This is a genomic window from Gemmobacter megaterium (assembly GCF_900156815.1).
GTDB lineage: Bacteria > Pseudomonadota > Alphaproteobacteria > Rhodobacterales > Rhodobacteraceae > Wagnerdoeblera > Wagnerdoeblera megaterium.
Map to the genome: position 1 here is coordinate 567,819 of NZ_FTOT01000001.1, position 17,261 is coordinate 585,079.

The 17,261-nt window shown below is 66.4% G+C and carries 18 protein-coding genes; 10 read left to right on the forward strand and 8 right to left on the reverse strand.

Annotated elements, in window-relative coordinates; genetic code table 11:
- Positions 1-5: 5 nt before the first annotated feature.
- Positions 6-1,424 (forward strand): amidase, encoded by a 1,419-nt coding sequence (locus BW970_RS02620; RefSeq protein ID WP_076528397.1) that lies wholly within the window; start codon positions 6-8, stop codon positions 1,422-1,424.
- An 84-nt stretch (positions 1,425-1,508) separates the two neighbouring features.
- Here BW970_RS02620 and BW970_RS02625 read toward each other — a convergent pair whose 3' ends face one another.
- The 3 genes from BW970_RS02625 to purM form a co-directional block, all read right to left on the reverse strand.
- Positions 1,509-2,315, reverse strand: coding sequence for a serine hydrolase (locus BW970_RS02625; protein ID WP_076528399.1), 807 nt, complete (start codon positions 2,313-2,315; stop codon positions 1,509-1,511).
- 63 nt (positions 2,316-2,378) lie between these two features.
- Complete coding sequence (purN, locus tag BW970_RS02630; RefSeq protein ID WP_076528401.1) at positions 2,379-2,966, reverse strand: phosphoribosylglycinamide formyltransferase; 588 nt, start codon at positions 2,964-2,966, stop codon at positions 2,379-2,381.
- Entirely contained in the window at positions 2,963-4,021 is a 1,059-nt protein-coding gene (purM, locus tag BW970_RS02635) for a phosphoribosylformylglycinamidine cyclo-ligase (protein ID WP_076529189.1), read from the reverse strand. The genes purN and purM overlap by 4 nt, the downstream gene beginning before the upstream one ends.
- 155 nt (positions 4,022-4,176) lie before the next feature.
- Here purM and BW970_RS02640 point away from each other — a divergent pair, with 155 nt between their 5' ends.
- The 3 genes from BW970_RS02640 to rnd all read left to right on the forward strand — a co-directional run bounded on the left by BW970_RS02640 (position 4,177) and on the right by rnd (position 7,364).
- Positions 4,177-5,322 carry a Ppx/GppA phosphatase family protein gene (locus BW970_RS02640; RefSeq protein WP_076528403.1) on the forward strand — a complete coding sequence of 382 codons (1,146 nt, stop codon included), beginning with the start codon at positions 4,177-4,179 and terminating at the stop codon, positions 5,320-5,322.
- On the forward strand, positions 5,319-6,062 hold the full coding sequence (locus tag BW970_RS02645; RefSeq protein ID WP_076528405.1) for an RlmE family RNA methyltransferase: 744 nt from the start codon (positions 5,319-5,321) through the stop codon (positions 6,060-6,062). The genes BW970_RS02640 and BW970_RS02645 overlap by 4 nt, the downstream gene beginning before the upstream one ends.
- A 144-nt stretch (positions 6,063-6,206) precedes the next feature.
- Positions 6,207-7,364, forward strand: coding sequence for a ribonuclease D (gene rnd / locus BW970_RS02650; RefSeq protein ID WP_076528407.1), 1,158 nt, complete (start codon positions 6,207-6,209; stop codon positions 7,362-7,364).
- A gap of 82 nt (positions 7,365-7,446) precedes the next feature.
- Here the strand turns inward: rnd and BW970_RS02655 are convergent, their stop codons facing one another.
- Positions 7,447-7,902 (reverse strand): type II toxin-antitoxin system RatA family toxin, encoded by a 456-nt coding sequence (locus tag BW970_RS02655; protein WP_076528409.1) that lies wholly within the window; start codon positions 7,900-7,902, stop codon positions 7,447-7,449.
- Between the two features lie 74 nt (positions 7,903-7,976).
- On the opposite strand from BW970_RS02655, the gene hpt reads away from it, so the two are divergent.
- The 3 genes from hpt to BW970_RS02670 all read left to right on the forward strand — a co-directional run bounded on the left by hpt (position 7,977) and on the right by BW970_RS02670 (position 9,716).
- Positions 7,977-8,519, forward strand: a complete 543-nt coding sequence (gene hpt, locus BW970_RS02660) for a hypoxanthine phosphoribosyltransferase (RefSeq protein WP_076528411.1) — start codon at positions 7,977-7,979, stop codon at positions 8,517-8,519.
- A 6-nt stretch (positions 8,520-8,525) separates the two neighbouring features.
- On the forward strand, positions 8,526-8,717 hold the full coding sequence (locus tag BW970_RS02665) for a hypothetical protein (protein WP_076528413.1): 192 nt from the start codon (positions 8,526-8,528) through the stop codon (positions 8,715-8,717).
- A 102-nt stretch (positions 8,718-8,819) separates the two neighbouring features.
- Complete coding sequence (locus tag BW970_RS02670) at positions 8,820-9,716, forward strand: c-type cytochrome (protein ID WP_076529190.1); 897 nt, start codon at positions 8,820-8,822, stop codon at positions 9,714-9,716.
- Positions 9,717-9,725: 9 nt separating this feature from the next.
- Here the strand turns inward: BW970_RS02670 and BW970_RS02675 are convergent, their stop codons facing one another.
- Entirely contained in the window at positions 9,726-10,868 is a 1,143-nt protein-coding gene (locus BW970_RS02675) for a thioesterase family protein (RefSeq protein WP_076528415.1), read from the reverse strand.
- 61 nt (positions 10,869-10,929) lie between these two features.
- Positions 10,930-11,718 carry an SseB family protein gene (locus tag BW970_RS02680; protein ID WP_076528417.1) on the reverse strand — a complete coding sequence of 263 codons (789 nt, stop codon included), beginning with the start codon at positions 11,716-11,718 and terminating at the stop codon, positions 10,930-10,932.
- A gap of 213 nt (positions 11,719-11,931) precedes the next feature.
- On the opposite strand from BW970_RS02680, the gene BW970_RS02685 reads away from it, so the two are divergent.
- Entirely contained in the window at positions 11,932-12,585 is a 654-nt protein-coding gene (locus BW970_RS02685) for an ABC transporter ATP-binding protein (RefSeq protein WP_076528419.1), read from the forward strand.
- Complete coding sequence (locus tag BW970_RS02690) at positions 12,569-14,248, forward strand: KpsE/RkpR family capsule polysaccharide export protein (protein ID WP_076528421.1); 1,680 nt, start codon at positions 12,569-12,571, stop codon at positions 14,246-14,248. Before BW970_RS02685 ends, BW970_RS02690 begins: the two co-directional genes overlap by 17 nt.
- A 195-nt stretch (positions 14,249-14,443) precedes the next feature.
- Here the strand turns inward: BW970_RS02690 and BW970_RS02695 are convergent, their stop codons facing one another.
- Positions 14,444-14,698: a DUF2312 domain-containing protein gene (locus BW970_RS02695; protein WP_076528423.1), complete on the reverse strand. Its 255-nt coding sequence runs from the start codon at positions 14,696-14,698 to the stop codon at positions 14,444-14,446.
- A 153-nt stretch (positions 14,699-14,851) separates the two neighbouring features.
- On the opposite strand from BW970_RS02695, the gene BW970_RS02700 reads away from it, so the two are divergent.
- Positions 14,852-15,082 carry a hypothetical protein gene (locus BW970_RS02700; RefSeq protein ID WP_308469311.1) on the forward strand — a complete coding sequence of 77 codons (231 nt, stop codon included), beginning with the start codon at positions 14,852-14,854 and terminating at the stop codon, positions 15,080-15,082.
- Between the two features lie 84 nt (positions 15,083-15,166).
- Here the strand turns inward: BW970_RS02700 and BW970_RS02705 are convergent, their stop codons facing one another.
- Positions 15,167-17,254 carry a 3-hydroxyacyl-CoA dehydrogenase NAD-binding domain-containing protein gene (locus BW970_RS02705; RefSeq protein ID WP_144038853.1) on the reverse strand — a complete coding sequence of 696 codons (2,088 nt, stop codon included), beginning with the start codon at positions 17,252-17,254 and terminating at the stop codon, positions 15,167-15,169.
- Positions 17,255-17,261 lie beyond the last annotated feature (7 nt).

The following is a 17,261-nucleotide window of genomic DNA, read 5'->3' on the forward strand; positions in this document are numbered from 1 at the left end:
GCAACATGAGCGGGCTGATCGAACTGGGCGCAACCGAACTTGCGACCGCCATGGCCACGGGCCGCACCTCTGCGGTCGAGGTGATGGGCGCCTTTCTCGACCGGATCGCGGCTGTGAACGGCCCGGTGAACGCCATCGTGGCCCTGCGGGACCGCGACAGCCTGCTGGCCGACGCCGCCCAGGCCGATGCCGTGCCCTTGGACCGGCGCGGTCCCCTGCACGGGCTGCCGATGGCGGTCAAGGATCTGACGGCGGTCAAGGGCATTCGGTCCACCTGGGGCTCGCCGATCCTGGCCGACAACATCCCCGACAAGGACGACATGTTGCCCCGCCGCCTGCGTGCCGCCGGTGCGATCCTGATCGGCAAGACCAATACGCCGGAATTCGGCCTTGGATCGCAATCCTACAACCCGATCTATGGCGCCACCGCCACCCCCTATGACCTGACCCGCACCTCCGGCGGCTCGTCCGGTGGCGCTGCGGCGGCGCTGGCGGCGCGGATGCTGCCGCTCGCCGATGGTTCGGACATGATGGGCTCGCTGCGCAACCCTGCGGCCTTTTGCAACGTCTATGGGTTCCGCCCCACCTGGGGCCGGGTGCCGGTTGATCCGGTGGGGGATACCTTCCTTGACCAGTTGGCGACAGGCGGCCCCATGGCGCGCTCGATTGTCGATCTGGCGCGGCTGCTCAATGTGCTGGCGGTCCCCGACCCGCGTCTGCCCCATGGCCGTCCGGTAGAGGCGTTCGACCAGGGGCTCGACATCGACCCCAAGGGCCTGCGCATCGGCTGGTTGGGCGACTGGGGCGGTGCCTATGCCATGGAGCCAGGCATCCTCGATCTGTGCCAAAGCGCGCTGGATGGCTTTACCGCCATGGGCTGCATCGTCGAATCCGTCGCGCCCCCCTTTCCGGCCGAGCGGTTGTGGGATGCCTGGACCACCCTGCGCAGTTGGTCGGCCGCCACCAAACTTGCACCCTGGCATGCCAATCCCAAGACGCGCGACCTGCTGAAACCCGAAGCGATCTGGGAGGTCGAACGCGGCCTTGCCCTTTCGGCCATGGAGGTGCACCGCGCCTCGGTGCTGCGCTCGGGGTGGAATGTGGCGGCCGCCGATCTGTTCACGCGGTTCGACGTCCTTGCCTTGCCGACGGCGCAGGTCTGGCCCTTTGCCAAGACGCAGCCCTGGCCCACCGCGATCGCAGGCCGCCCGATGGACAGCTATCACCGCTGGATGGAGGTGGTGATCCCGGCCAGCCTGCTGGGCCTGCCCGCGCTGGCCGTGCCCGCAGGCTTTGGCGCCGACGGCCTGCCCATGGGGATGCAGCTCATCGGCCCCCGTGGCCAGGATCACCGCGTGCTGCAACTGGGGCAGGCCTGGCACCGCGCCACCGACTGGCCCGGCTGCCGCCCTCCGGCCCTGTGACATCCCGGTCAGGCCCGTCCTGACCTGGAAACACTGGCCCGGCACCGGCCAGAGGGCGGCAGCAAGCCCCCCTTGCCCAGAAAACTAGCGTGATCCGCCGTCCAGCAGCCCGGCCAGGCGGAACGCGGCCTGCGCCATATCGCCCAGCACCTCTTCGGCATCTACCATCCGGGCAAAGTCTTGGGTGAACATCGACAGACAGGCGGTGCCATCGGCAGTGCGCAGGAACCCGGCATCATTGACCACCCCGTCCAGCGTCCCGGTCTTGGATCCCCAATCGGCACCTGCGGGCAGATGCCGCGCCAGGCGGCGTTCGTTCTGCTGGGCGCGCAGCAGATCCAGCATCGCGGCACAGGCCCCTTGCGAGGCAGCCCGCCCGTCAAGGATCGCCTGCATCAGCCGGTCATAGTCCATCGGGACGGCGATATTCTCGATCTCGTCCGCCGTCGCAGGGCGGCCCAGCATCGGACGGCCCAGGTTCGACCCCGCCATGCCCAGATCCGCCATCGTCGCATTGACCGCCGCCATGCCTGCACGCTCGATCAGCAGGTTGGTCGCGGTATTGTCGCTGATCGCCATCATCAGATACAGCAGATCCTGCACCTGCACGGTATAGCCCGGCACCAGCCGGTTCATGACCCCGCTGCCCTTGGCCATCATCGGGGCCGTGACTGTTACCGGGGCCTCCAGCCGCAGGCGTCCGGCATCGGCGGCGCGATAGATCTCGACCATGATGGCAATCTTGACCACGCTGGCCGACAGGAACCGCTCTTGGGCGCGGTGGCCAAACAGGACCGTGCCATCCCGCGACAGCACAAGGCCGATGCGCGCGCCACCGGCCTCGGCCTTGCGGATGATGTCGCCAAGGGGTGTTTCCGGGTTCTGTGTCATGCTGGCTCCTCCCTGTCCGGGGCAGAGCCTAGGCCGCGCGGAAAGCGGCTGCAAGGCCGGGGCCTACAGCGTCAAGAGGCTCCGGTCGCCAGCGGCATAGCGGCGCAGAACCGCAGGGTACAGCCGATGCTCCTGCACCAGAACCCGCGCGGCCAGCGTATCTGCCGTATCACCGGCCAGGACAGGCACCCGCGCCTGACCCAGGATCGGGCCATCGTCCAGCACGGGCGTCACCTCGTGCACGGTGCAACCGGCCTCGGCATCGCCAGCCTCCAGCGCGCGCTGATGGGTGTGCAGGCCCGGATATTTCGGCAGCAGCGAGGGATGGATGTTCAGCATCCGCCCTTCAAATCGTTGCACGAAGGCCGGGGTCAGCACCCGCATGAACCCAGCAAGACACAGAATATCGGGGGCCGTCGCATTAATATGCTGCAACAGCGCCGCCTCGAATCCCGCGCGGTCGCCCTTGAACGCGCGGTGGCTGACAGCGGCGACCGGCACGCTCATGGCGCGCGCCTTGTCCAGCCCGCTGGCCGCCGGATCGTTCGAGGCAACCAGAACGGCGCGCGCCGGATGATCGCCGGTCATGCTCTCGACCAGGCGGACCATGTTGGACCCGCCGCCCGAGATCAGGATCGCAACCCGTTTCACAGCAGCGTGCCGGAATAGATCACCCCGTCGCCCGGCACGATGGTGCCCATGCGCGTCACGCTTTCGCCCATCCCGGTCAGCAGCGCAGAAACCGCCTCTGCCTGATCGGGGGCCACCACCAGCATCATGCCGATGCCGCAGTTGAAGGTCTTGAGCAGTTCGGGCTCGGACATGTTGGCCGTGCTCGCCAACCAGCGGAACACCGGCGGCAGATCCCAGGACGACAGGTCGATGGCGCAGGCCAGCCCCTCGGGCAGCACACGGGGCGGGTTTTCGGTAATGCCGCCGCCGGTGATATGGGCCAGCCCATGCACGCCACCCGCCCGCACCGCCGCCAAAGCCTGTTTGACATACAGCCGCGTCGGCGCCAGCAACGCCGCGCCCAGCGTGCCATCGCCAAAGGGCGAAGGCGCATCCCAGCCCAGCCCCGACAGCTCCACCACCTTGCGCACGAAGCTGTAGCCGTTGGAATGCACCCCGTTCGAGGCCAGGCCCAGCAGAACATCGCCCTCGGCCACACCCGCCGGCAGGTCGCTGCCGCGCTCCATCGCCCCGACGGCAAACCCTGCGAGGTCGAAATCGCCGCCATGGTACATGCCGGGCATTTCCGCCGTCTCGCCGCCGATCAGCGCACAGCCGCTGGCCTCGCAGCCTGCGGCAATCCCGGTGATGATGCGGGTCGCCTGATCCAGCTCCAGCTTGCCGGTGGCGAAATAATCCAGGAAGAACAGCGGCTCTGCCCCCTGGCAGACCAGATCGTTGACGCACATCGCCACCAGATCGACCCCGATCGTATCGACATTGCCGGTGTCGATGGCGATGCGCAGCTTGGTGCCCACACCATCGGTGGCCGCCACCAGAATCGGGTCGGAATATCCCGCGCCCTTGAGGTCGAACAGCGCCCCGAACCCGCCCAGGCCCCCCATGACGCCCGAACGTGCGGTCCGCTTGGCGGCCGGCTTGATGCGGTCCACCAGCGCATTGCCGGCGTCGATATCGACCCCCGCGTCGGCATAGGTCAGGCCGTTGTGTCCGGTGCTGCTTTTGCTGGTCATGGCGCTCTCCATCACGGGTTGGGGCGCCATAGCCCATCGGGCAGGCTGGTGCAACGCAGCCTGTGCATTGCAGCAGCCCGCAGGGTGCAGAGCGGCCCTTGCGCCAGCGGGTTGCGGGGGTTACGTTGGTTCCAACCAGATATCGGAGGGCGGAAATGGCGCCCCAGCGTCCCCAGGGTGCGGACGCGTTCCCGAATGAACGGGCAGTGCCAGGGGGCATTGTCCGGCCGGTCGAATCGTCCGGCACCCGCAAATCGGCCGAACCGGCGCCGCTTTACGCGGCGCTGGACCTTGGCACCAACAGTTGCAGGATGCTGATCGCCCAGCCAAGGGCAGGTCAGTTTCATGTCGTGGACAGCTTTTCCAAGACTGTCCAGCTTGGCATCGGGCTGGAAAGCTCGGGGCGGCTGTCGCGCGCGTCGATGGGCAGGACGGTTCAGGCCCTGCGCATCTGTCAGAAAAAGTTGGAAACCCATGGCGTCAACCGGATGCGCCTTGTGGCGACCGAGGCCTGCCGCCGCGCCAGCAACTCGCGCGATTTCATGCGCGCGATCCGGCGCGAAACTGGCCTGACGCTGGAGATCATCCCCCCCGAAGAGGAGGCGCGGCTTGCCGTCGTCTCTTGTGCGCCGCTGGTCCAGCGGCGCACCGAACAACTTCTGGTGGTGGATATCGGCGGCGGATCGACCGAACTGGTGTGGCTCGACCTCACCGGGGTGCCCCAGCATGACCGCCCCAATGCGCTGATGCGGTTCCACGCCGGGTTCAAGACCCATGGCGACGGGCCGCAAGCGCGGGTGGTGGACTGGATTTCGGTCCCGCTGGGGGTTGCCACCTTGCGCGAACAATTCGGCGATGTGGAAAGCGACGCGGCACGGTTTGCCTTGATGAGCTGGTATTTCGAAGAGCAGCTTTCCAGCTTTTCCCCCTATAATTCCGACAACCCGCGCGAAGGCTTTCAGATCATCGGCACCAGCGGCACCATCACCACAGTCGCCGCCAGCTTTCTGGGCCTGCGCCGCTATGACCGGACCAAGGTGGACGGCCTGACCATGACCTCGGGGCAAATCGACACGGTGATCCAGGATTACCTGTCGCTTGGTCCCGAAGGGCGGCGCACCGATCCGCGCATCGGGCGCGACCGGCACGCGTTGATCATGTCGGGCGCGGCGATCTTGCAGGCGCTGATGCGCTGCTGGCCGACCGACCGGCTGTCGGTCGCGGATCGCGGCCTGCGCGAAGGGCTGCTATATGCACAGATGAGCGCGGATGGCGTTCTAGGAGACGGGCCGTACAGATGACCGAAAAGAACACCTCCGGCCGTGGCCAGCGCGATCTGCGCGTGCGGGTGAAAACCGCCAAGGGGCGCAAGCTGTCCTCCACGCTCTGGCTGGAACGGCAGTTGAACGACCCCTATGTGCAGCGCGCCAGAAAAGACGGCTTTCGCGGCCGCGCGGCATACAAGATCATGGAGCTTGATGACCGCTACGGGTTCCTGAAACCCGGTGGCCGGATCGTCGATCTGGGCTGCGCACCGGGCGGCTGGTCACAGGTGGCCGTGCCCCGCGTCAATGCGCTTGGCGAGCGCAAGGGCAAACCCGTGGGCCGCATCATCGGGGTGGATCTGCAAGAGATGGAACCGATTCCCGGCGTGGAACTGCATCAGCTCGATTTCATGGCCGACGAGGCGGATGCGCTGGTCAAGGGCTGGCTGGGCGGCAAGGCCGATGTCGTGATGTCCGACATGGCCGCCGCAGCCTCGGGCAACCGCCAGGTGGACCACCTGCGCATCATCTCGCTGTGCGAGGCGGCGGCCGAATTCGCCTTTGACGTGCTGGAACACGGCGGCACCTTTGTGGCCAAGGTGCTGGCGGGCGGCGCGGAAAACGAACTGCAAGCCACGCTGAAGCGCAACTTCACCAAGGTGGCGAACGTCAAGCCCCCGGCCTCGCGCTCGGATTCGTCAGAGAAATTCGTGGTCGCCCAAGGCTTCCGCGGCCGCTGGCAGGACCGCGAGTCCTCTGCTCAGGATCAGGACTAGACTCTACCCGCCGCGCACGCATGGACAGGGGCCGATCACAGGCTTTTCATTTCACGCGCACCCGTCTAAGTCTGGTGCATCGCCCACGGGCGACCACAAGGCCCGCGCGGCCAAACGCGGGATACCCCCGCACCCAGAGGACCGATGCACACCATCACCACCACCGACGCGCTGGCGGAATTCTGCGAACTGGCCAAGGCGCAGCCCTATGTCACCATCGACACCGAATTCCTGCGCGAGCGGACCTATTGGGCCAAGCTGTGCCTGATCCAGCTTGCCCTGCCCGGCGCCGATGGCCTGGCCGTACTGGTCGATCCGATCGCAGGCCCCGAGATGTCTCTGGAACCGCTCTATGACCTGATGCGCCACGAGGCGACGGTCAAGGTGTTCCATGCCGCGCGTCAGGACCTGGAAATCTTCTTCGTCGAAGGCGGCGTCTTTCCCAAACCGCTGTTCGACACCCAGGTCGCCGCCATGGTCTGCGGCTTTGGTGAACAGGTGGGCTATGAAACGCTGGTCAAGAAGATCGCCAAGGCCGATCTCGACAAGACCAGCCGCTTTACCGACTGGTCGCGCCGCCCGCTGACGCGGGCACAAAGCGAATATGCCCTGGCCGATGTAACCCATCTGCGCGTGATCTACGAAAACCTCTCGGCCCAGTTGCGGAAATCCGGCCGCATCCATTGGGTCGAAGAGGAACTCGCGGCGCTGACCGAACCTGCGACCTATATCGTCACGCCCGAAGACGCCTGGATGCGCGTCAAGACCCGGACCACCTCGGGCCGCTTCCTCGCCGTTGTCAAGGAACTGGCGCGCTTCCGCGAGGAACATGCCCAGAGCCGCAACATTCCCCGGTCGCGGATCTACAAGGACGATGCGCTGCTGGAACTCGCCTCGACCCGCCCGACCACGCTCGAGGAACTTGGCCGCGCGCGCCTGCTGCTGCGCGATGGCCGCAAGGGCGACATTGCCGATGGCATCCTGGCCGCCGTCAAGGCCGGCACGGAAATGCGCCCCGACGACATGCCCAAACCCGACACCAGCCGCGACCAGTTGCAGGTCAATCCCGCGCTTGCCGATCTGCTGCGCGTCTTGCTCAAGGCCAAGTCCGAAGAATCGGGCGTCGCGGCCAAGCTGATTGCCCCGACCGCCGATCTGGACGCCATCGCCGCCGGCGAACGCGACCTGCCCGCGCTCCGGGGCTGGCGCGCCGAGGTTTTCGGTCAGGACGCCCTGCGCCTGTGCCGGGGCGAAATTGCACTGTCCGCCGTCGGCCAGTCGGTCCGGGTGGTCCGGCTCTAACCCTGGCAGACCGGGCCGGTGCCCTGTCGCCCTGATCGGACTTCCGGGGGCTTGCCCCCCGGTCCCGGCCTGGGGCCTGCGCTCAGCCGGCGGAATACAGCGCCTTCGCCCGCGTTTCAAACGCGCGCACGATCCGCTGCATCGCCTCGTTGAAGACCACGCCGATCACCTTTTGCAGGATCGCGTTGCGGAATTCGAAATCCACAAAGAACGTCACCTCGCAGCCACCCTCGGGGTGGTCGCGGAATGACCAGGTCGATTTCATGTATTTGAACGGCCCGTCGAGATATTCGGTATCCACCGTCATCGCCGCTGGATCCAGCACCACGCGGCTGCCGAACCGTTCGCGGAACACCTTGAAGCTGATCACCAGATCCGCCTCCATCACCTCGCGCCCGCCCTCCAGCGGCGTTCGGCTGCGAATGCGCGCCGCCGCATTCCACGGCAGGAATTCGGGATAGCGCGGAACATCGGCCACCAGATCATACATCTGGCAGGCCGAATACGGCAGGCGGCGGGTCTCGTGATGGGTTGGCATCGGCCTCGGGTCGGTTGCGGAAGGCTTCGCCCTGCCCTATGGGGTAAAGCGGGTGCGGAAATCAAGGGGCGGTCATGTCGCACAAGCCTTATGTCATCGACCAGATGATCTCGGCCAAATCCATCGCGGCGCGGGTCGAGGCGCTTGCGCGCGAGATAACGGCGCATTTCCAGGACGCCGAAAAGCTGGTTGTCGTCGGTCTGCTGCGCGGGTCATTCGTGTTCATCGCCGATCTGGTGCGCGAGATCGACCTTCCGGTCGAAGTCGACTTCCTGGAGGCGTCGTCTTACGGAGATGCGATGCATTCCAGCCGCGAGGTCAGGATCCTCAAGGATCTGCGGGGCGAGATCGCGGGCCGCGACGTGCTGGTGGTCGAGGATATTGTCGATACCGGCTTTACCCTGCACCATGTCAAGAACCTGCTGCTATCGCGCGAGCCGCGCCGGCTGGAGGTCTGCGCGCTGCTGGACAAGCCTACCCGCCGCGAAGTGGAAATCAAGGCGACCTGGACCGGGTTCGAGATCCCCGATGAATTCGTGGTCGGCTACGGCATTGATTTCGCGCAGCGCAACCGCAATCTTCCCTATATCGGCAAGGTGCGCTTCGTCGAGGAATAGACCGCCATGAACATGATCTGGTTCCTGCGCATGGCCAAATGGGCGCGACGCCCGCCATCGCTGCGTCAGGTTCTGCTGGTTCTGGGCGTTGTGGCGATCTGTCTGGCGCTGGCGGCATTCGAATGGGTGTTCGGCTGGCCCGAGGCGCTGACGGTCAATTCCGGCGGATCGCCACGGGTCAGGATTTCCCCTCCCTGAGTGTTGCATGGCACCGTCAGACTGGACAGACGGGGGCTTCCGGGGCACAGTTCCGGCGCCGCACGGCCAGAGCCAACCAAGCCCATGATCGGGAGCGTCGCCATGAGCCGCCTGAGATATATCGTGATCGGAGCGATTCTTGTCGGCGGTGCCGCTTTCTGGGCGCTGACCAGACCGCAACAGATCGACCCGGACATGTTCGCGGGCCTGATCTCGGATCCAGTGCGCGGCGAACAGGTGTTTCTCGCGGCGGGGTGCGGATCATGCCACATGGCACAGGGGGCCCAGGGCGACGAGCGGCTGGTCCTGTCGGGCGGTCAGGCGTTTCCCACGCCATTTGGCACGTTCGTCGCGCCCAACATCTCGCCCGATCCGGTGCATGGCATCGGCGGATGGTCAGTCAGTGCGCTGGCCGATGCCGTGATCGAAGGCGTGTCGCCCGAGGGGCGGCATTATTATCCCGCATTTCCCTGGGACAGTTATCGCGGGATGGCCCCGCAGGATCTGGTCGATCTGCATGGCTATCTGGCCAATCTGCCGCCGTCGCCCGTTGCCAGCCAGCCCCATGACCTGCCGCTGCCATTGCAGGTCCGGCGTGGCATTGGCCTGTGGAAACTCGCATTCGGGCGCAGCGGCTGGATCGTGCCGGACGATGGCCTGACAGACGCGGAAAAGCGGGGGCGGTATCTGGCAGAGGTTCTGGGCCATTGCGGTGAATGCCATACCCCGCGCAACACGCTGACCGGGGCACCGGATGCCGATCGCTGGCTGGGCGGCGGCCCGGATCCCAGCGGGCGTGGCCGGGTGCCCAACATCACGCCCGGCGGGCTGGACTGGTCCGAAGGCGAGATCGTGGCCTATCTGACCAGCGGTTTCACCCCCGATTTCGACAGCGCGGGCGGGCATATGGCGCTGGTCGTGGCGAATTTCGCCCAACTTCCGGACAGCGACCGCGAGGCTGTCGCCGCCTATCTCAAAAAGGTGCAGGCCGTCCGCTAGCGGGCACCATCAGCGCCCGTCGCCCACACGCCGGCCTGCCCCCGCGGGCCGTGGCAGGGCCTTGTGCGCCTCGGAGATGGGCATCAGCCGGGCCAACACATCGGGATGCGCGGGACAGGCGCGATTGGCCCGCATATCGACATGCAGCAACATCTGCTCCAGCGTCGCCACCACCTGATCGCCGCGGCGCAGGGTCACAAACAGATGCAGCCGCTTGGCATCGGCCATCAGCACCTGAACCGATCCGGTCAGCCTGTCGCCCAGCCTGGTTTCGCCCAGATGCCGGATATGCGTTTCTGCGCTGTAATAGCTGAATCCCGTCGCCACATAGTCCAGCCCCGCCCCGATGCGCCGCAAAAAGGCATCGGTGGTCTCGGAACAGGCATACAGATAGCGGCTTTCGGTCATGTGACCGTTGTAGTCGATCCAGGATGGCAGAACCTGCAACCGGACCAGCGCCCCGTCGTCCGCTGTGGCCGCCCGGTGCCGCTGTGCATCGGCGGCGTTCAACGCACGGCCCGCACCAAGATCGCGCTCCTTCAGGCTGCGCAACATCCCGACGAGCGCCCCGTCACGTTCCGCCCCCGTCAGCCCGCCGCAGGCGGCCAGCAGTCCCGGACCAAGTGCCGCAATCTCTGCCCCCGTCATCGGCGCGCCATCGGCAAAGGCCGCGTGGGCCGTGCCGTCTGGCTGCCGCCAGACAGGCGCCATGCCCAGTCTCTGGTATATTTTCTTCACTTTATCAATGCATTGATCAGAAATATTCGCGCGATACATCAACAGTGCCAGAGGCAGCAGCCAGGCCGGATCGGCAAAAGACACCTCGATCCCGGCGCCCTGATCCACATCGCCCGACCAGCACAGCACCGCACCGGATGCAAGACGCGGCAGATCCGCAAGATTGCGGGCGCCGAATACATGAACATAATCAGCGCCCTGCGCCGCTTCCTGCATGTCCTTCGCATGGATCTGCCTGCCCTCTGGGGGCAATGCCCCGTCGCTCAGCATGGGCAGCCATTGCCGCGCCCGCGCCAGCGTTGCCGCCAGATCGACCTGCGGATCCGCGATGGCAACATCCCAGCCATTCAGGACGAACCGCGCGGCCAGACCTGCGCCTGTTGCATCCGGTCCTATGAGTGCGGCCTTTGGCATCGGTTCCTCCTGCCTTTGCCGCCAGTCTAGCCGAGCAGGAAAAAAGGCCAAGCCCGCCCGGTCATTTCAAGCGCGGCGGCCGGTCCGGGTTCATGCCCGGCGCAGACGGGGGCTGTGGCTCGGGTGGCGCCGCAGGCGGTGGGGGCAAGGGGATGCTGCGCCCCAGCGCAAGGATCTGACGCGCGACAGGGTCGGTGTCGGGCAGGAACACCATATCGACGGCAGCCTGATCCAGCCCGGAAAACGCCAGCGCCTCGGCCAACGCGCGCGCAAGGGCGGGTTCGGCACTGCTGCGCGCCCCCAGCCACGCCAACAGCAGGCCCTGCCCGCCATCCTGCCAGGCCGCGCGCACCAGCACCGCCGCAGCCGCCAGCCCCCCGGCCCCCGAAACCGCAACCTCCAGCGCCTCGGCCAGTTCCGGCTCCAGCGCCCCCGGCGTGTGGATGGCGATCGGACGGCCCCGTGTTTCCGCCGGGGTCTGGCCCAGCACGGCGGCCAGCCAGTCCACCGCATGGGATCCCATAAGCCAGACACTGTCCGGCGTGCCAAGATTCAGCCCGATTCCCATGCCCTGACCCGCCAACTGCGCCACGATCACCCGGCCCGGCAAGGCGGCATAGGGCACGGCAACCCCGGTGAAATCGACCATCCGTTCCTCGGTGTCGAAGGCCAGCACCACCGGACCATCCTCCAGCGGAAAGACGCGGGGGGAAACGGTCGTCCCCTCGGCCTCGTCGCTCAGCAGAAGGAACAGTTCGGCATCCGCAAGGCTGCGGTAATAGCGCAGCCGCGCCGCGTCATCCTCGGGGTCGGCCAGCATCGCGGCATGGGCAGTATCAAGCGGCGTCATCGGGCGGTTCTCCTCTTGCCGGTCAGCCATAGGGCGCGGCGGGCCCCGAACGCAAGGCCCCCTGACCTGCGGCCAATCGCCGGGGATTCCCCGTTGCTGCCCCCCGGCGGCTCAGACATAATGATGCCTCATTGAACGATTAACCCTGCGCCAAGGAAAACCTGTAAAAAGTACCGCAGGACACGGGCAGACCTGACCGCCCGGAGCAGCAAGATGATCGAATTCGAAGGCGTTTCCAAAAGTTTCTGGACCGGGAAATCCCGCAAGGTGATCCTGGACAGGGCCTCGTTCCGGGTCGAGCCGGGCAATTCCCTGGGCATTCTGGCCCCCAATGGCACGGGCAAGACCACCATCATCAACATGATGGCCGGGCTGGAAAAACCTGACGAAGGCAAGATCAGCCGCACCAGCCGCATCAGCTTTCCGCTGGGGTTCATGGGCGGCGTGGTCAACCGGCACACCGCGACGGAAAATTCGCGCTATATCGCCCGCCTCTATGGCCTGGACCCCGACTATGTCGAGGCTTTCTGCCGCTGGCTGTGCGACATTGCCGAATATTTCGACATGCCGGTGGGCACCTACAGTCAGGGGATGCGGGCGCGGTTCTCCTTTGCCCTGATGCTGGCAATGGAATTCGACATCTACCTGATCGACGAGGGGATGCCCTCGACCACCGATGTCAACTTCAACCGCAAGGCCGGCAGCATCCTGCGCGACCGGCTGCGCAATGCCACTGTCGTGATCGTCTCGCATCAGGCGCAGACGCTTGAAAAGTTCTGCCGTTCGGCCGCGGTGCTGAAGAACGGGCAACTGTATATGTTCGATACTCTGGAAGAGGCAAAGCGGCTGTATGACTACAATGCCTAAAGCCACCCGGTTCCGCATCCGCCTGCCGGTGCCTGCCGCACCTGCCGCGCGCCCCTCGGCCGCGCTGCGCCGCCCACCGGATGCCGTGGATCTGCTGGAACCGCAGGACGACGGTTTCGGCCCCGACATGTTCCCGACCGCGACCAAAGCCGCGCGCAGGGCCGAGCCCGCCACGGGCGAGGTCACGCCCGCGCAGGACATGGCCATTGACGCAGAGATCGACGCGATCCGGCGCGAGGGGCTGACAGGCCGCCAGTTGCGCCTTGCGCGGCGGATGGCCGAAAAGCACCAGATTGCCGCCACATCGGATTTCGACGCGGTGCGCCAGTTGCGCAAGGCCGGCATGGATCCCTTCGGGCGCAGCAGCGTGCTGGATATCGTCAGCGCGGGCAGTGCGCCGGGGGACGATGCACAGGGCCATTCGCGCGCGCTGGCGACCACGCCGCAGGATCCGCAGCTTCCGCAACTTGCCAGTCCGACGCGCCTGCCCTCGCCAGAGTTGCGGGCCGAACACAGCCACGCCTCGGACATCGAGCGCATCCAGCGCGATATCGGCCGCCGACGTCGGCGCCGGATGCTGCTCTTGTGGGTCCGGCTGAGCGTTTTCGTCGGTCTGCCCACGTTGATTGCGGCCTTCTACTACGCCGTGCTGGCAACACCGCTGTATGCGACACGTTCGGAATTCGTGATCCAGCAGGCCGAAAGCCCGGCCGCCAGCGGTTTGGGCGGGCTGTTTTCGGGCACGCAATTCGCCACGTCGCAGGATTCCATCGCCGTTCAGGGCTATCTGCAATCCCGCGATGCCATGCTGCGGCTGGATCAGGCCGTCGGGTTCCGCCGGTATTTCGCGGATCCCTCCGTAGATCCGCTGCAACGCCTGGAAGATGCCACCTCGATCGAGGCGGCCTACAAGATCTATCGCAAGAACGTGCAGATCTCGTACGACCAGACCGAAGGGATCATCAAGCTGGAGGTCTCGGCCCCCAGTCCCGACCTGTCGGCAGCCTGGAGCCGGGAGTTGATCCGATACGCGGAAGAACAGGTCAACCACCTGTCGGAACGGCTGCGCGGCGACCAGATGAAAGGCGCGCGCGAAAGCTATGACGACGCAGAGGCCAAGCTGATGGCCTCGCAGCAGCGGGTTGTCGAATTGCAGGAACGCAACAAGGTGCTGTCCAGCGAGGTGGAAATCACCCTGCTGTCCAGCCAGATCACCGCGCTGGAAACCCAGTTGACCCAGGAACGCCTGGCCCTGGCGCAGATGCTGTCGAATGCCAGCCCGAACCGTGCAAGGGTCGAACCCGTGCAGCGCCGGATCGGCACCCTGGAGCAGGAAATCGCCAATCTGCGCGCACGCCTGACCGAGGATGGCGAAAGCGGCCGGTCGCTGGCCAAGGTGCAATCGGAGCTGCTGGTTGCCCAGGGCGATGTGCAGACCCGGCAACTGCTGTTGACGCAAGCGGCCCAGCAACTGGAAATCGCCCGGATCGAGGCAAACCGCCAGCAACGCTATCTGTCGCTGGCGGTGGCGCCCGTCGCGCCGGATGTCGCCAGCTATCCGCGCGCCTTCGAAAATACCACGGTGGCCTTGCTGATCTTTGCCGGCATCTACCTGATGGTCGCCCTGACTGCGTCGATCCTGCGCGAACAGGTCTCGAACTAGGCCGGAATGATGCGGGTTGCACGGCCAACCGGGAAAAGGGGGCAGGCTGCCCCTCCTCCCTGGGCGCGGCGCCCCCCGGAGTTTTCCGATCAGGGCGAAAGGGGCGATCGGCGGCGCCACCCGCCCTGTCCGTGGCCTTGCAAAAGGCGGTTGCGATGCAACCGCCTGATCCGGGCCACGGGGCGCGGCCAGACATCAGCCCATGCCGAGTGCGGCCTTGTACATGTCGAGAACGGCTTCTTCTTCGGCAATATCGTCGGGCTTGCGCTTGCGCAGGGCGATGACCTTCTTCATCACCTTGGTATCGTAGCCGCGCCCCTTGGCTTCGGCGAACAGCTCTTTTTCCTGTTCGGCAATGTCTTTCTTTTCGGCGGCCAGTTGTTCGGCGCGTTCGATGAACTGGCGCAGCTCGTCGGCGGTCACCGCATAGGCATCGGTCGGATTGCTCATATCTGCCTCGTCGTATGGATCACCCTTCCCTACCGTCCGGGCGGCGGCGGTTCAAGGCGCCTTGCCACCGGGCGGCGGACAAGGGTAGACCGCGCCCAAGGGGTGCTGCCCCGTTACCCGTTCCGGGTGACCCCCTGCGTTCAGGGGGCCAAGGTGAAAGGACAGTACATGGCGGCGTTGATCTGGATCGGGGCAGCGATGACCCTTGTCGGGCTGGCCGGAATCGTCTGGTGCATCATTGCGGTCGGCCGCGCGCGCAAGGCCGGGCTGGACGAGGACGGGATGAAGGGCGTGCTGCGCCGCGTCGTGGCGGTCAATCTGGGGGCCTTTGCCCTGTCGGCGCTGGGGTTGGGCGCCGTGGTCGCCGGGCTGCTGCTGGGCTGAGCCGCGACTGGCCGCGCCTTGCCGCGCGCCCAGTCGCCGGGGCCAAAGCCCCGAGCCGCCCGAAAGGGCGGCACGGGGGCTGGCCTATCCCTCGTTCAGGTCGGCAAAGCGGGTGCCGTTCAGGATCATCGCATCCAGGTTCGGCGCGGGCTGCCAGAAATCCGGCGCCTGTTCGGCATAGTCCTGCACCGCATTCTTCAGTTGCAGAATGCCGAAACCATCCGCCCAATGCATCGGCCCGCCTTCCCAGCGCGGGAACCCATAGCCGAACAATTTGACCACATCTATGTCGGACGGACGCAGGGCAATGCCCTCGGCCAGGATCCTGGCGCCTTCGTTCGCCATGGCGACCATCAGACGGGTCGAGATCTCGGCGTCCGCAAAGCTGCGCGGGGTGATGCCCTTGGCGGCGCGCTCGGCCTCGATGATAGCCAGAACCTCCGGATCCTCGACGGCCTTGCGTCCGTCATAACGGTACCATCCCTTGCCGGTCGACTGGCCAAAGCGCCCGGCCTCGCACAGCCGGTCCGCCACCGCGACATAGCGTTTCGCCGGATCGCGGGTGGCGGCCAGCCGTTTGCGCCGCGCCCAGGCAATCTGCAGACCTGCCATATCCGATACTTCGAACGGCCCCAGCGGCATACCGAAGGCGCGCATGGCGCGGTCAACCTGTGCCGGAGTCGCGCCATCCTCGACCAGGAATTCGGCGACCTGACGATAGGCCGTCAGGATGCGGTTGCCGATGAACCCGTCGCAGACCCCCGACCGCACCGCGACCTTGCCCAGCTTCTTGGCCAGCGCAAGCCCGGTGGCAACGGCATCGGGCGCCGTCGCCTTGCCGACCACGATTTCCAGCAGGCGCATCACATGCGCGGGTGAAAAGAAATGCAGCCCCACCACATCGGCCGGGCGCGCGGTGACGGCGGCCAGCGCATCGACATCCAGATAAGAGGTGTTGGTGGCCAGCACCGCCCCCGGCTTGAGCACGGCGTCCAGCCCGCGCAGCACATCGGCCTTGACGTCGAAATCCTCGAACACCGCCTCGATCGCCAGATCGGCCCCGGCAAGTTGCGCCATATCCATCACACCGGACAGGCGGGCCCAGTCCGCCTCGCGTTGTGCCGCAGACATGCGGCCTTTTGCGACGGCACTTTCCTGCAACTTGGCGATGCGTTCCAGACCGCGCGCCAGCCCTTCGCGGTCGCGCTCCATCAGCGAAACGTTGTAGCCGGCGCTGAGGCAGGCATAGGCGATGCCCGCCCCCATCAGCCCACCGCCGACCACCGCGACATGGGCAACGGGACGCGCGGGCGACGCCGCCTCGGGCATCTTGGCGGCGCGGCGCTCCGAGAAAAAGGCGTGGCGCAGACCGGCAGCCTCGGGCGAGGCAACAAGCTCCTGAAACGCCGTGCGTTCAAAATGCAGGCCCTGATCGAATGGCAAAAGCAGCGCGGCCTCGACACAATCGACGATGCGCCGGGGTCCGGGCAGACGGTTGGCGCCCTGTGCCTTGCGGGCCGCCGCGACAGCCTGTTCATAGGCCACGGCATCGCGCATCCCGTCGCGCCGGTCACGGGTGGGGCGCGGCGCCGCACCTTCGGCGATCAGGCGCCGGGCAAGCCGCAGGGCAGCGCCGGGCAGATCGTCGTCGACCACCTCGTCCAGCAGGCCCATCGCCAGCGCCTTGGCCGCCGGGACCGGCTTGCCGGAAATCATCATGTCCAGCGCCTGTTCGGCACCGATCAGCCGCGGGGTACGCTGCGTGCCGCCCGCGCCAGGCAGGATGCCCAGCGTCACTTCGGGCAGGCCGACCTTGGCCGAGGCCAGCGCAATGCGCCAATGCGCCGACAATGCCACCTCGAACCCGCCGCCCAGAGCGGTGCCGTGCACGGCGGCAACAACGGGTTTCGGGCTGGCCTCGATCCGGTTGCACACCTCGGGCAGCCAGGGATCCTGTGGTGGTTTGCCGAATTCGGAAATATCGGCTCCGGCGGGAAAGGTCCGCCCTTCGGCCCGGATCACGATGGCCTTGACGCCATCATCCGCCAGCGCCGCAGCAAGCCCATCGGCAAGCCCCGCCCGCACCGCCAGCCCCAGCGCGTTGACCGGCGGGCTGTCAATGACCAACACCGCAACCTCGTCCTCGCGTTCCAGACGCACCGCTTCCGCCATCCCCCGG